Raw genomic sequence first — 14,448 nt, forward strand, 5'->3', positions numbered from 1 at the left:
TGTGGACGGCAGGCCGCAAGGGCCTGACTGGGGGAACCGCAGGCCACAAGGGCCTGTGTGGGGGGAGGAACGGGTCATGAGAGTCAGCGTTTTCGGGCTCGGCTACGTGGGCTGCGTGTCGGCCGCGTGCCTGGCCAGCATGGGGCACGAGGTCGTCGGCGTGGACGTCAACCAGGTGAAGGTCGACCTGGTCAACGACGGCAAGGCCCCGGTGGTCGAGGAGCGGATCGGCGAGCTCATCGCCGACGTCGTGCGGACCGGAGCCCTGCGCGCCACCGGTGACGTCCGCGAGGCGATCATGGACAGCGAGATCTCGCTGATCTGCGTCGGCACACCGTCGGAGCCCAACGGCAGCCTGTGCACCACGTACTTGGAGCGGGTCACCGAGGAGATCGGCGCCGCGCTGGCCGAGCGGGGCGGGCGGCACACCGTCGTGTTCCGCAGCACCATGCTCCCGGGCACCTGTCTGAACCTGCTGGTGCCGATCCTGGAGAAGAACCTCGGCGGCACGGTCGGGGTGGACGTCGGGGTCGCGGTCAACCCGGAGTTCCTGCGCGAGGGCACCAGCGTGCGGGACTTCTTCGACCCGCCCAAAACCGTCGTGGGCGAGCTCGACCCGGCAAGCGGCGACGCGGTGATGGCGCTGTACGACGGCCTGCCCGGCGAGGTGTTCCGGGTGCCGGTCCCGACGGCCGAGGCGATCAAGTACGCGGACAACGCGTTCCACGGACTGAAGATCGGCTTCGCGAACGAGTTGGGTGCGGTGTGCCAGGCGCTCGGGGTGGACTCGCACCAGGTCATGGACGTGTTCCTGGCCGACCGCAAGCTGAACATCAGCCCCGCCTATCTGCGGCCCGGCTTCGCCTTCGGCGGCTCCTGCCTGCCCAAGGACCTGCGCAGCCTGGTGCACGCGGCACAGCGGGCCGACGTCTCGGTGCCCATCCTTTCCCACGTGCTGCCCTCCAACGCCGACCATCTGCAGCGCGCGGTGGACCTGGTCGAGCGCACCGGCAAGCGCCGCGTGGGAATGTTCGGGCTGTCCTTCAAACCCGGCACCGACGACCTCCGCGAGAGCCCGCTCGTCGAGCTGGCCGAGCGGCTCTTCGGCAAGGGATACGACCTCAAGATCTACGACGCCAATGTGAGCCTGTCCCGGCTGCTCGGCGCGAACCGCGAGTACATCGAGAACCGGCTGCCGCACCTCGCGCAGTTGCTCGCGGAGTCCGTCGAGGAGGTGCTCGACCATGCCGAGGTCTGCCTGGTCGGGACCAGGGATCCGGCCGTGCTGTCGGTGCTGCCCCACGGGAACGCCCCGGTGATCGTCGACCTCATCCACCTTCCCGACGCCGATGCGCGCCGGACCGAACCGGGGTACGTGGGCCTTGCTTGGTAATGCAATCAGCGGTGAGGGGTCGGGGCGACGCGCCCTGATCCTGGTGGAGAACCTGTCGGTGCCCTTCGACCGGCGGGTGTGGCAGGAGTGCACGACGCTGCGCGACGCGGGCTGGACGGTCCACGTCATCTGTCCGCAGGGCACCAAGCGCGACACGGAGCCGGAGGCCGAGATCGACGGGGTGCGGATCCACCGCTACCCGCTGCGCGCGGCCACCGGCGGACCGGCCGGTTACCTGAAGGAGTACGGAACGGCGTTGTGGCACACGGCCCGGCTGGCCCGCAAGGTCGGCCCGGTCGACGTGGTCCACGCCTGCAACCCGCCCGACCTGCTGTTCCTGCCGGCCCTGTGGCTCAAGCGGCGCGGTGCGCGGTTCGTCTTCGACCAGCACGACCTGGTGCCCGAGCTGTACCTGTCCCGGTTCGACCGCGGCAAGGACCTGCTCTACCGCGGCGTGTGCGCGCTGGAACGGCGGACCTACCGGGCCGCGGACATCGTCCTCGCCACGAACGAGAGCTACCGGGACGTCGCGATGCGCCGTGGCGGTAAGCGCCCTGAGGACGTTTTCGTGGTGCGCAGCGCGCCCGCGATCGAGCGGTTCCAGCCGGTGCCGCCCGAGCCGGAGTTGAAGCGCGGCAAGCCTCATCTGCTGTGCTATCTCGGCGTCATGGGTCCTCAGGACGGCGTCGACTACGCCCTGCGGTCCCTGGCGAAGCTGCGCGACGAGCTCGGGCGGACCGACTGGCATGCCGTGTTCGTCGGCTCCGGCGACGCCTTCGACGCCATGGTGGAGCTGTCCGAGAAGCTCGGGCTCACCGAGCAGGTGCAGTTCACCGGCCGCATCCCGGACGCCGACCTGGTGCGCTACCTGTCCACCGCTGACGTGTGCCTTTCCCCCGACCCGCGCAATCCGCTCAACGACGTGTCGACCATGAACAAGGTCCTCGAGTACATGGCGATGGGCCGGCCGATCGTCTCCTTCGACCTGAAGGAGGCGCGCGTCTCCGCCGGTGACGCCGCCGTCTACGCACCCGCCAACGACGAGGCCCGATTCGCCGACCTCATCGCGGAGTTGATGGACGATCCGGACAAGCGGGCCCGGATGGGCAAGATCGGCCAGGAGCGGATCAGCGGGCCGCTCTCCTGGCAGAACTCACAAGCGTCGCTGCTCGCCGCCTACGCGGCCGCCTGCCGTGACCACACCCCGGTGTCGGCGATCGGCCGGGTCCGGACAGGGAAGAGGCAGCGCAGTTGAGCGAGGACACGATACGCCTGGTCACCATCGGGCGGATATTCCATCGGCGCTGGCGGCTTCTCGCCGTCCTCGCCGTCGTGGGCGCGCTGGTCGGCTTCGGCGCCTCGGTCGTGGTGTTCCCACCGCGTTACACGGCCTCCGCACCGGTACTGCTGCCGGGACTGTGGGAGGAGCGCGAGCTGCTCACCCAGGTGGACCTCGCGACCAGTTCGGCGGTGGTCGACCGCGCGGCCGACACCCTGCACTGGTCCGGCGTCAGCGGCACCGATCTGCGGGACGAGGTGAGCGCCAAGGCCGCGGACGGGAACATCATCACGATCTCGGGTACGGCCGACACCCCGAAGCGCGCGCAGCAGCTCGCCGACCAGGTGGCCCAGCAATTCGTGCAGTACACCGCGCAGATCGCGGGCAGCGGTACGGACTCCGCAGCAACCACGGCAAACGACGCGTTGCGCAAGAAGGTCGAGGAGACCAACCGCCGCATCAGCGACCTGGCCAAGGCGGCCGACCCCGGTCAGACCGTGGAGAGCGTGCAGGCCCGCACCGCGCTCGAGAACCTGCGCACCTCGCTGGAGGGGGCCATGAAGAAGGTGGCCGAGGCCAACCCGGCGACGAACAAGGCAGGGATGGTCGTCATGGGGCCCGCCGCCCCGCCGACCGGCGAGGCGGCGCCGACGAGGGTGCAGCTCATCGTCGGCGGAGCGCTCCTGTTCTTCCTGCTCGCGGTCATCGGCCATCTCGTGGCCGCACGGATGAACCGCCGGCTGCGCACCGAACCGGAGATCGCCGCGGCCCTGGGTTCGACGCTCCTGGGCACCGTCGACGTAGCCGGTGAACGGCGCGCGCACCGGCCGGAAGGCGGCGGCACACGAGCCCGGATCCGCCGACTCCTCGGCGTCGACACCCCATGGGACGTCCCGGCCCTGCAGAAGTCCGGCGACGAGGCCGGCAGACGGCTCCGCTACCGGCGGGTGTGTGCTCGCCTGAGAGAGCGAGTGCCCTCTGCCCAGCGGCTGCTGGTCGTCGTACCCGACGGCGACGAGATCGCCCGCCGGGCCGCAGGACAGCTCGTCGCCGAGGCCAGGAGCGGTCCGGCGCTGCGGATGGTGGAGGTCTCGGTGGAGCGCCCGGTGGTGCCGGACCGCGACAACGAGTCCGGCGCCGTGGTGGTCCTCAGCGCGGACAGCTGGACCGCGGAGGAGCTCGCCGGTATCGCGGAGGCATGCGCGGACGGCAGGCACGAGGTCGTCGGCATCGTCGTCGCCGACCTGGTCCAGTCCCGCCCCACGCGGTCCGCCGGCCCGCTTCCTGACGACGCCACGCTGGCTCTCGCGGTGCGCGGCCACGCAACGGGAGGTTCAGCGTGACGACAAGCACGACTTCGGAGTCGTCGGCCACCCCGCTCATCGACCTGCAGGCACTGGTGGTGGCGGTGCGCAGGCGCCGCCGCCTGTGGACGGCCACGGCGCTCCTCGGCCTGCTGGCCGGCGCCGCGCTGGCGGTCCTGATGCCGCCGCCGCCCACCGCGGTCACCAAAGTGCTGGTCGCGCACGCGGAGGACCAGCCGAACGACACCGGAACGCTGATCCGCACCGACGTCCAGCTGCTGCAGACCACGCAGATCGCCGACAAGGCCCTGCAGTCCCTGAAGTCCCCGGAAAAACCTGAGGACTTCATGAAGGACTACACGGGTGCCGGTCTGACCAACAACCTGCTGCAGATCACAGTGACAGGCGACAGCGACGCACAAGCGGTGGCCCGCGCCAAGGCGCTGGCCGACTCGTTCATCGCGGACCATGTGCGGCGGATGCGGGACACCGCGCAGGCCGAGGCCAAGGCCCTGCTCGACCAGCGTGACCGCATGCGGGTCGAGCTCGCCCAGGTCAACAAGGAGATAGGAAACCGATCGCCGGACAGCGACCCGAAGGCGTCGGCGGGCATCGAGTCGCTCTTCGCCCGCCGGGCCGAACTCAACTCGCGCATCTCCGACTTCGACCAGCGTGCCGCGGACGCGCGCACCGGCACGCCCCAGGTCATCGCCGGCACGCAGATCGTGGACACACCGCGAGCGGTGCGCCACTCCCTGCCCAAGGCCCTGGTCACCGAAGCCGCGGTCGGGTTCGTCCTCGGCCTCGTCCTCGGGCTCGCGCTGGCCGCCGTCGGCACGGTGGTGGCGGACCGCCCCGTGCTGCGCCGGGACATCGCCGCAAACCTGGGCGCCTCGGTCATCGCGGAGCTGCCCCGCCGCTCGGGCAAGCTGTGGCAGCGCCGACGCACCCGGGTGACCCGCGAACGGCTCACCGCGACCCTGGCCCGCACCGCCGGTGACTTCGCAGAACCGGTGTCGCTGCTGGAACTGGGCTGCGCGCGCAGCACCGGCGCGATCGCCCTGGATCTCGCCAGGGCCATGGCGGCACAGGGGCCGGTGACCGTCGTCGACGGTCTGCCCGGCACGCAGCTCGAAGGCCGCAAAAAGCCAGGAGATCCGACCGTGGTCAGCGGCGAGCGTGCCGCGACCCTGTCGCCTCAGGAGCGCCGGATCGGCGTCGGCTCGGTGGCGCCCGGCACGGCATGGACCGACCTGCGCCACCTCGGCACCCAGACCGTGCTCGTCGTGCGGGCCGGACACGGCAGCGCCGCCTGGCTGCACACCGTGGCGCGGCAGCTCGCGGACCAGCGCATCCCGGTGATCGGTGTGGTGCTGATCGACCCCGATCCCCGCGACCGGACCGACGGCACCCTGTGGGACGGGCTGCACACCGCGCTGCGCGGCCGTGCCGAGCGGCCGCCCCGGCAGAACGGCACCAACCAGCCGCGGACGGAGCGGCAGCCGATCTGGGCCGCACGCGTCCCGGGCAACGACCAGGACGGGCGGTAGGACATGTGTGGCATCGCAGGCACTTACCGCTGGCCGGACGGAAAGGTCGTGACCGACCGGCTCACCGAGACCCTCGCCCACCGCGGTCCGGACGGGGCGGGCCGGTACGGCCACCCCGTCGGTGACGGCGAGGTGCACCTCGGGCACCGCCGCCTTTCCATCATCGACCTGACCGAGACCGGCGCCCAGCCGATGGTCTCCGACGGCCTCGCCCTGACGTACAACGGCGAGCTGTACAACGCGCCCGAGTTGCGCGCCGAGCTGGAAGCCTCCGGGGTGCGCTTCCGCGGCACCTCCGACACCGAGGTGCTCCTTGAGGCCTGGCGGCGCTGGGGCACGGACTGCCTGCCCCGGCTGCGCGGCATGTTCGCGTTCGGGATCTTCGACGAGCGCACCGGTGAACTGGTCCTGGCACGCGACCAGTTGGGCATCAAGCCACTGTTCCTGCTCCGGCGCGGCGAGGGCCTGGTGTTCGCCTCCGAGCTGAAGGCACTCGCCGCCGCGACCGGCGGCAAGCTGGAGGTGGACCACGCGGCGCTGGTGGCCTCGCTGCTGTACTACTGGGTGCCGGACTCACGGTGCGCGTTCCGCGAGGCGGAGAAGCTGCAGCCGGGCAGCTGGCTGCGGTGCCGGCCCGACGGCCGGGTGGAGCGAGGCCGGTTCTGGGACCTGAAGGACATCGCCGCCGAGGGCCGGGACCGGGCCCGTGCCGGCGAGCAGCCCGACCTGGCCGCCGTCGTCGAGGAGTCCACCCGGCGCCACCTGCTCTCCGACGTACCCGTGGCGACCTTCCTCTCCGGCGGCCTCGACTCCAGCTACCTGACCGCCCTGGCGGCCCGCCACCAGCCCGGGATCTCCGCCTACACGATCGGATTCCGCGCTGAGGACGCCAAGTTCGAGGCGATGCCCGACGACCTGCGCTATGCCCGGCAGGTGGCCCAGCGGTTCGGCGTCGACCTGCACGAGATCGAGATCGCCCCGAACGTGCTCGATCTGCTGCCGCAGATGACGTACAGCCTGGACGAGCCGATCGGCGACCCTGCCGCGATCAACACGTTCCTGATCTGTACGGCCGCCCGGGAGGCCGGGGTCAAGGTGATGCTCTCGGGGATGGGTGCCGACGAGCTGTTTGCCGGGTACCGCAAGCACCTGGCCAACCTGATCGCGCTGCGCTACCAGCGCGTCCCGCGGCCCCTGCGGCGCGGGGTGTCCGCGGCCGTGGGCCGGCTGCCGGTCGCCACGTCCCGCCGGGGGTACCGGTCGGTGCGCTTCGCGAAGCGGTTCCTCTCCTTCGCCGACCTTCCGGAGGAGACCGCCTTCCGGCGCAGCTACACCATGTACGACCAGGACGAGCTGCTCGCCCTGCTCGATCCGGACCTGGCCGGGACGGTCGACGACGTACTGACCGAACATCAGGACGTCTACCAGGACAACGACCTCGACGACTTCGTCAACCGCATGTGCCTGACCGACGCCCGGATGTTCCTGCCGGGCCTCAACCTCACGTACACCGACCGCTCCAGCATGGCCGCGTCGACCGAGGTACGGACGCCGTACGTGGACGTCGAGGTGGTCAAGGCGGCGTTCGCCTTCCCCGGCGACCGCAAGATCGCCGGACGGCAGGGCAAGGCGGTCCTGAAGGAGGCGGCCACCTCGATCCTGCCCCGGGAGATCGTGTACCGGCCCAAGGGCCTGTTCAGCGCCCCGCTGCGGGCCTGGATGAGCCGGGACCTGGCACCACTGGTGCGCGAGGTGGTCAACGACGGCGAGCTCGTCCGTTCCGGGATCCTGCGCCGCGACGCACTGAAGCGGATGGTCGCCGAGGACGCCGCCGGGCAGCAGGACTTCTCCAAGCATCTGTGGCACGTACTGACGCTCGAGTACTGGTATCGCGACGCGACCTCTGGGTCCGGCCAGAGCACTCGTTTGACGGCTTAGGAATTTCAGAGGAGTTCGGGTGAAGCAGGTAGTACAGAACTACAAGAGCGGCGAGCTGGCAGTGCTCGACGTTCCAGTGCCGGGGTGCAAGCCGGGCGGTGTGCTGGTCCGCAGCGCCTACTCGCTGATCTCCACCGGCACCGAGATGATGAAGGTGTCCGAGGCCGGCATGTCGATGCTGGGCAAGGCCCGCTCCCGCCCGGACCAGGTGGCCAAGGTCATGCAGAGCGTGGCCACCAACGGGGTGCCCGCCACCTACCGCAAGGTGATGGGCAAGCTGGACTCCTACACGCCGCTGGGCTACTCGCTGTGCGGGGTGGTCGAGCAGGTCGGCGCCGGGATCGACGACGTGAAGGTCGGCGACCTCGTGGCCTGCGCCGGCAACGAGCACGCGCTGCACGCCGAGCTCAACTGGGTGCCGAAGAACCTCTACACCCCGGTGCCGGACGGCCTCGCGCCCAGGCACGCGGCCTTCGGCACCGTCGGGTCGATCGCGATGCAGGGCGTCCGCCAGGGCGAGCCGCAGCTCGGCGAAGTGGCCCTCGTCATCGGCCTCGGGCTGATCGGGCAGCTGGTCGTGCAGCTCCTGGCCGCCGCGGGAGTCCGCGTCGTCGGCGCCGACCCCGACCCGGCGCGCTGCGAGCTCGCCGAGCGCCTGGGCGCCGCGGCATGCGGCGATCCCGCCTCCGCCGCCGTGGAGAACGCCGTCGCCGAACTCACCGACGGACACGGCGTGGACCAGGTGTACCTGGCCGCCGGCGGCGGCAGCAACCAGCCCGTCGAGCTGGCCGCCAAGTTGGCCCGGGACCGCGGCCGGGTCGTCGACATCGGCAAGTGCCGCCTCGACCTGCCGTGGAACGCGTACTACGAGAAGGAACTCGACGTCCGCTTCTCCCGGTCGTACGGCCCCGGACGCTACGACCCGGAGTACGAGCTGGAGGGCCGCGACTACCCGATCGGCCACGTCCGCTGGACCGAGCGCCGCAACCTGGCCTGCTTCCTCGACCTCGCCGCCCGCGGCAAGGTCGACGTGGAGCCCCTGATCTCCCATGTCGCCGACTTCGACGACGCCGTCGAGACCTATCAGCGCCTGAAGGACGGCGAACTGAAGGCCATCACCGCACTGTTCCGGTACCCCGAACAGGCGGGGGACGCGGAGGAAGCGAAGGCCCCGGTGGTGGCCGTGCCCACCGTGCAGGTGAAGCCGAACCCGGCCCGCGCCACCAGGACTCCGGTGAAGCTGGCCTTCGTCGGCGCCGGGAACTACGCGACGTCGATGCTGCTGCCGCACCTGGCACAGCGCGAGGGCATCGAGTTGTCGACCGTCGTCACCACGACCGCGCTGTCCGCGGCCAACGCGCAGCGGAAGTTCGGCTTCACCGAGGCGACCACCGACCTCGACGCCGTACTCGGCGACGAGTCCATCGACGCGGTGTTCGTGGTCACCCGGCACAGCTCGCACGCCGAACTGACCCGGCAGGCACTGCTGGCCGGCAAGACGGTGTTCGTGGAAAAGCCGCTGGCGCTCACCGAGGACGAACTGTCCGGCGTGCTCGCGGCGGTGGAGGAGTCCGGCAACGACCGGCTGCAGGTCGGCTTCAACCGCCGCTTCGCACCGCTGCTGCAGGAGGCCAGGAAGCAGTTCGGTGCCCGGACCGGACCGGCGAGCCTGCGCTACCTGGTCAACGCGGGCCAACTGCAGCACGGCAGCTGGTACCTCCAGCAGGGCACCGAGGGCTCGCGGTTCGCCGGCGAGGGCGGACACTTCATCGACACGGCGAGCTGGCTGCTCGACGCCGACCCGGTCTCCGTCTACGCCGTCGCCCCGTCCGGCAACGAGGACCTGCAGGTCGTCCTGCGCTACCCCGACGGGTCCACCGCCACCATCAGCTACGTCACCACCGGCGCGGCCGGCTTCCCCAAGGAGACGCTGGATCTGGTCGCCGACGGCAAGGTGCTGCGGCTCGACGACTTCGTCCGCGCCTCGGTCTACGGCCGCAAGAAGTGGGTCAGTTCACGCCTGCCCAAGGCCCGCGACAAGGGCCAGAATGCCGAACTGGCGTCGTTCATCAAGGCCGTGCGGACCGGCGGACCGATGCCGGTGTCGCTGCAGTCGCTGGTCGCCACCACGGCGGCCACCCTCGCCGTGCAGGCCGGCCTGGCCGGCGGCGCGCCGGTGACGTTGGAGAACGCACGATGACCATGAGCGCGGGCTGGTACCTGCGGCGGCTGTCCCGAATGGGACCGCAGGAGGTCGCGGGCCGGGTGGGCGACACGGTGCGCAGACGGCGGTGGCGGTCCGCGCCGCCGGCCTGCCCGAGCGTGGCCGGCGCCCGGTTCACCGCGGTACTGCCCGCCGAGGCGATCGCCGCAGTGCCGCCGGACGCCGCGAAACGCCTGACGGCCGAGGCGGACCGGCTGATGGACGGGCACGTCGAGTACTTCGGGGTGGTCCGCGACGACCTCGTCGACCCGGACTGGTGGTACGACCCGAAGACCGGGCGCCGGGCCCCGTCCGGCTACGCCTTCGACGTGCCGTACCGCAGTGAGGAAGCGGTCGGGGACATCAAGCAGATCTGGGAGCTGTCCCGGCACCACTACCTCACCCAGCTCGCCGCCGCCTATGCGATCACCGGGGACGAGCGGTACGCCGAGCGCGTGGCCGAGCACCTGCGGTCGTGGTGGGCGGCCAACCCGCCGCTGCGCGGCGTCCATTGGGTCAGCGGCATCGAGCTGGGTATCAGGCTGCTGTCCTGGGTGTGGGTGCGCCGGCTGCTCGACGGCTGGCAGGGCGCGGCCGCGCTGTTCGAGGACAACCCGGTGGCGCTGAACCAGATCTGGCACCACCAGCGCTGGCTGGCCGCCTTCCCCAGCCGGGGGTCGTCGGCGAACAACCACGTCATCGCCGAGGCCGCCGGGCAGTTCGCCGCGGCCTGCGCGTTCGGCTGGTTCCCCGCCTCGGAGCGCTGGCGGGCCGACGCCCTGCGGTCGCTGGAGCGCCATCTGCGCAGCAACACCTTCCTCTCCGGCCTCAACCGTGAGCTGGCCTCCGAGTACCACGGCCTGGTGCTGGAACTCGGCCTGGCCGCGCTGGCCGAGGCGGACGCCGCAGGCGTGCCGGTCCCCGGGACCGTGCGTCTGGTGCTGCTGCGGATGACCGACGCGCTCGCGGCCGTCGTGGACAACCGGCTGCGGCCGCCGCGCCAGGGCGACGCGGACGACGGGCACGGTCTGATCCTGGACGGCGCCGGCACCGACCGCTGGGGCTCGTTGCTTTCCACCGGGGAGGCGGTGTTCGGCCGGCTCGACTGGTGGCCGTCGGTGACCGGCACCGACGTGCGCACCCCGTTGCTGGCCGCGCTCATCCGGCCGTATCAGAAAAACGGAACCGGACCGGCCGTGTCCCGCCCGGCAGGCCGGCCGGGTCACTTCGCCGATGCGGGCATGACCATCCTGCGCGGCCCGGAGGAGATCTGGTGCCGCTGCGACGGTGGCCCGCACGGCTTCCTGTCCATCGCCGCGCACGCCCACGCGGACGCGCTGTCCGTGGAGGTCCGGCACGACGGGGTCGACGTGCTCGCCGACCCGGGGACGTACTGCTACCACGGGCAGCCGGAGTGGCGGCAGTACTTCCGCTCGACCCTCGGCCACAACACCCTCGAGCTGGACGGCGACGACCAGTCCGTCTCCGGCGGCCCGTTCCTGTGGACCCGGCATGCCGAGAGCCGCGTCCTGGTAGCGGACGCGTCCGGCGAGGGGGCGGCCCGCTGGATCGCGGAGCACGACGGTTACCAGGGCTCGGTGCACCGCCGCCAGGTGGAACTCACGGCCGAGAGCCAGGAGTTGAAGGTGGTCGACGAGGTGCGCGGCCCGGGCGGGGCCGTGCGTCTGGCCTTCCACCTCGGCCCGGCGATCACCGCGGACCTGGTGGACAACCGGGCCGAGCTCACCTGGACCCTGGACGGCGAGGACCGCCGCGCGGTGCTCGACCTGCCCGGACAGCTGTCCTGGCAGGCGCATCGCGGCGAGACCGATCCACCACTGGGCTGGTACTCCGCGGGATTCGGGCGCAAGGAACCCGCCACCACTCTGGTCGGCACCGGCTTCACCAACGGCACGGAGGGCTTCACCACCGTGCTCAGGTTCCGCGGCTAGGGGGGCACGTGGCGATCAAGAGGCGGCACTGGGCGTGGGCGGTGGCACCGTTGACACTGGCCCTGCTGGCGTTGACCGGTTGCGACGGCACACAGCCCGCCGAGGCAAAGGCGACCGCTGCGCCCACCACGTCCGGGGCGCGGTCCACGTCCGTGGCCCGGGTGTGTGCCAAGCCCGAGGCCGGTCCGGACAAGGCGCCGGCGGGCGCGGTGACGGTCGACCCCGCGAAGGTCGGTGACCTGGCGGCGAAGACCAAGAGCAGCCCCCCGAACACCACGTTCTGGCTGCGACCGGGCAAGCACAGGCTCGACGCCGACCGCTACGCCCAGGTCATCCCGAAGAAGGGCGACCGCTACCTCGGCGCGCCCGGCGCGGTGCTCGACGGGAGGAAGATCAACCAGTACGCGTTCGCCGGCACCGCTCAGGGCGTCACCATCGGCTACCTGACCGTGCAGGGTTTCGTCCCGCCGCAGAACGAGGGCGTGGTCAACCACGACTCGGCCGACGGGTGGGTGATCGAGCACGCGACGATCCAGAACAACTCCGGTGCCGGGCTGATGGCCGGTGCCCGCCAGCAGGTCCGCGGCAACTGCCTGCGCGCCAACGGCCAGTACGGCATGAACGCCTACAAGGGCAGCGGCCGCATCAGCGGCCTGGTGGTCGAGGGCAACGAGATCGTGGGCAACAACACCGGCGACTGGGAGCGGCGGCAGCAGGGCTGCGGCTGCACCGGAGGCATCAAGTTCTGGGCCGTCGACGGAGCCGACGTACGCGGCAACTGGGTGCACGACAACCGCGGAACCGGGTTGTGGGCGGACACCAACAACAATGACTTCCGCATCGAGGACAACGTGCTGGAAGCCAACGACGGCGCCGCGCTGATCTACGAGACCAGCTACAACGCGGTCATCCGCAACAACACGATCCGGAAGAACAACTGGGTCGAGGGCCGCAAGGCAGCCGGCCGCGGCGACACCTTCCCGTTCGCGACCATTTATCTGTCGGAGTCCGGCGGCGAACCACGGATCAAGGCCCGCACGAACAAGATCGAGATCTACGGCAACCTGCTGGAGAACAACTGGTCCGGGATCACCCTGTGGGAGAACGCCGACCGGTTCTGCAACAGCCCGGCCAACACCTCCTCCGGCGACTGCACGTTGCTGGTGAAGAAGACCAGCCGCTGCGGCAAGTCGGCGATCGCCAAGGCACCGCTCTACGCCGACTGCCGGTGGAAGACCCAGCGGGTGGACATCCACGACAACCGCTTCGTGCTGGACAAGGCCGTCATGAAGTGCACGACGAAGTGCGACCGCATGGCGGTGCTCTCCAACTACGGCACCTATCCGGACTGGTCGCCGTACAAGGGCGAGAAGGTGGCCGAGGCGATCACCCTCAAGCAGCACAACCGCTGGCACGACAACGTGTACGTCGGGCCGTGGGCCTTCGTCGTCCACGACCCGAGCAAGGTGCTCGACTTCCAGGGCTGGCAGGGCGCGCCGTACCGGCAGGACGCGGGCAGCACCTCCAGCGGACAGGCCGGTGGTTGAGATGAGCACACTGCCCGGCGCCGAACCGCGCCCTGCCGGCACACCCAGGGTCATCGGGATCGTGTGGGGGCTGCTGGTCCTCAACACGCTCGGCTCCGCCGGGGCGAAGACCATCGTGCCGCTGCCCCGATCCCTCATCCAGATGGTCACGATGGGCGCCTTGGTCGCCGCGTTCACCCTGGCGCTGGCGGTCAATCTCCGGCTGCGCATCCGATCCAGCGCGTACGTCTTCATGCTCACCCTGCTGCTGGTGTCGAGCGTGATCTCCAGCGCGAATCTGGAGTCCGGGTTCGGCGCGCTGTTCCGCTGCTTCCGGCTGGCTCTCTTCGTGGGCACCCTGTGGCTGCTCACCCGCTGGTGGGACGGCGGCCTCACGTTCGTCCGGCACCACATCCGGATGTACTTCGCGGTGCTCGGATCGGTGGCCGCAGGACTTGCCGTCTCACCGGGCGCGGCCCTGCCCGACCTCTACGGCGGGCGCCTGGTCGGCGCGTTGTGGCCGCTCACCCCGCCGCAGATCGGACAGTACGCCGCGGTGATCATCGGGCTCACCGTGCTGCTCCTCCTGGGCCGCCGGACCGACAAGAAGGGCGCGGCGGTGGTCATCGTGCCGTCCCTCGTCCTGCTCGCCCTGACCCATACCCGCACGGCCACGCTCGGCCTGCTCGTCGGGCTGGTGCTGGCGATCGGCTCGCTCCTGCTGACCAGCGCCGCCGCCCGCCGCTTCTTCACCTGGGCGGTGCTGTTGGCCACGGTGGCCGCGGTGGGGTTCGCCTCCATGCTCCAGTCGTGGTTCCTGCGCGGACAGAGCAAGGAGAACTTCTCCAGCCTCACCGGCCGCGCCAAGGTCTGGGACGCACTCCTGTCCGCGCCCCGGTCGACCTCGGAGCAGCTGTTCGGCGTGGGCCTGGGCGACAAGTCCTTCGGCGGGCTGCCGATCGACAACAGCTGGCTGGCCGTCTACAACGAGCAGGGGCTGATCGGCGTGACCCTGGTCGCGGTGATCATCATCGTGCTGGGCGGCGTCGCGTTGCTGCGACCGCCGTCGCTGCAGAGGGCCTGCGCGATCTTCCTCATCAGCTACTGCGCGATGGCCTCGTACACCGAGGCCGGCCTCGGCGACGCCTCGCCGTATCTGCTGCATCTGGCGCTGGCCGCCTCGCTGCTGGCGGCACCTGCCGAGGCCGCCGTCCTCTCGACGCCCGAAGTACCTCGGCTTTCGACACGCGAAGTCCCTCGACAACGCGTCCCGCGCTGGGCCCGTGGATCGGAGGTGACCTGA

At 70.8% G+C, this 14,448-nt stretch carries 9 protein-coding genes; all 9 read left to right on the top strand.

The window, feature by feature from the left end:
* Positions 1–76: 76 nt before the first annotated feature.
* Genes IH68_RS0100150 through IH68_RS0100190 form a run of 9 tightly spaced genes read left to right on the top strand, consistent with a single transcriptional unit; the run spans position 77 to position 14,448 of the window.
* On the top strand, positions 77–1,393 hold the full coding sequence (locus IH68_RS0100150) for a nucleotide sugar dehydrogenase (RefSeq protein WP_030926576.1): 1,317 nt from the start codon (positions 77–79) through the stop codon (positions 1,391–1,393).
* Entirely contained in the window at positions 1,350–2,648 is a 1,299-nt protein-coding gene (locus IH68_RS0100155) for a glycosyltransferase family 4 protein (protein ID WP_078912250.1), read from the top strand. The genes IH68_RS0100150 and IH68_RS0100155 overlap by 44 nt, the downstream gene beginning before the upstream one ends.
* Entirely contained in the window at positions 2,645–4,015 is a 1,371-nt protein-coding gene (locus IH68_RS0100160; RefSeq protein ID WP_030926580.1) for a membrane-bound polysaccharide biosynthesis protein, read from the top strand. The genes IH68_RS0100155 and IH68_RS0100160 overlap by 4 nt, the downstream gene beginning before the upstream one ends.
* Entirely contained in the window at positions 4,012–5,526 is a 1,515-nt protein-coding gene (locus IH68_RS0100165) for a Wzz/FepE/Etk N-terminal domain-containing protein (protein WP_030926581.1), read from the top strand. Before IH68_RS0100160 ends, IH68_RS0100165 begins: the two co-directional genes overlap by 4 nt.
* 3 nt (positions 5,527–5,529) lie before the next feature.
* Complete coding sequence (gene asnB, locus IH68_RS0100170; RefSeq protein WP_030926582.1) at positions 5,530–7,464, top strand: asparagine synthase (glutamine-hydrolyzing); 1,935 nt, start codon at positions 5,530–5,532, stop codon at positions 7,462–7,464.
* Between the two features lie 19 nt (positions 7,465–7,483).
* Positions 7,484–9,664 carry a bi-domain-containing oxidoreductase gene (locus IH68_RS0100175; RefSeq protein ID WP_030926584.1) on the top strand — a complete coding sequence of 727 codons (2,181 nt, stop codon included), beginning with the start codon at positions 7,484–7,486 and terminating at the stop codon, positions 9,662–9,664.
* On the top strand, positions 9,661–11,619 hold the full coding sequence (locus IH68_RS0100180) for an alginate lyase family protein (RefSeq protein WP_030926585.1): 1,959 nt from the start codon (positions 9,661–9,663) through the stop codon (positions 11,617–11,619). The genes IH68_RS0100175 and IH68_RS0100180 overlap by 4 nt, the downstream gene beginning before the upstream one ends.
* Positions 11,620–11,627: 8 nt before the next feature.
* Positions 11,628–13,166: a right-handed parallel beta-helix repeat-containing protein gene (locus tag IH68_RS0100185; RefSeq protein ID WP_030926586.1), complete on the top strand. Its 1,539-nt coding sequence runs from the start codon at positions 11,628–11,630 to the stop codon at positions 13,164–13,166.
* Position 13,167: 1 nt separating this feature from the next.
* Complete coding sequence (locus IH68_RS0100190; protein WP_030926587.1) at positions 13,168–14,448, top strand: membrane protein; 1,281 nt, start codon at positions 13,168–13,170, stop codon at positions 14,446–14,448.

Origin of the sequence: Streptomyces sp. NRRL S-646 (assembly GCF_000720765.1) — a bacterium.
Classification (GTDB): Bacteria; Actinomycetota; Actinomycetes; order Streptomycetales; family Streptomycetaceae; genus Streptomyces.